The following is a 551-nucleotide window of genomic DNA, read 5'->3' as shown; positions in this document are numbered from 1 at the left end:
GGCCATGTAGAGCACCTGACGGATCTCAGCCCTGCCGCCATGGATGCTTCGTTTGCCACGCATGGTCCCGCTGTCATGGGACATCGGTGCCACACCGACCAGGCTGGCGACGGCCTTGCCACTGATATTGCCCAGCTCGGGAAGATAGCTGGCCAACACGGCCTGCAGGCCCGGGCCAACACCTTTCATCGACTTCAGGACAGCCAGTTGAGGCTGCTTGGAAACCTGTTCGGAAATCCGCTTTCCCAAACGTTCCACCGTTCTCTGCAAGCAAGTGATGTTGGCCTGAAGCAGTCGGCGTAATTCACGATTACCCACCATTTCCTGCTGCTGCCGCGCGACGGTCAGCGCGTGCATCGCCTGTCGGCGTGCCCGCACGAAGTCACGCATTTCCCGCTGCCAAGGCTCCAGTGGCTGATAGGAACGCAGCTTCACCAGYGCGGCCATCTTGGCCAAGGCATAGGCATCCAAGCGGTCGGTCTTGGCCATGTGGCCAAGCCCCTGGGCCAGTTTCCGCGCCCGCAGGGCATTGGCGCGGACCACCGGATGAC

General features: G+C 62.0%; 1 protein-coding gene. It reads right to left on the bottom strand.

All coding sequences use genetic code 11. The features are described 5' to 3' along the window. The coding region (locus AC1DKR_RS21055) for a transposase (protein WP_478035073.1) at positions 1–551 on the bottom strand (551 nt) is incomplete at both ends.

The sequence above is a fragment of the Stenotrophomonas sp. 01N47 genome, from assembly GCF_056399165.1.
The sequence above is the reverse complement of the archived record's forward strand: the minus strand, read 5'-3'. Positions and strand labels throughout refer to the sequence as shown.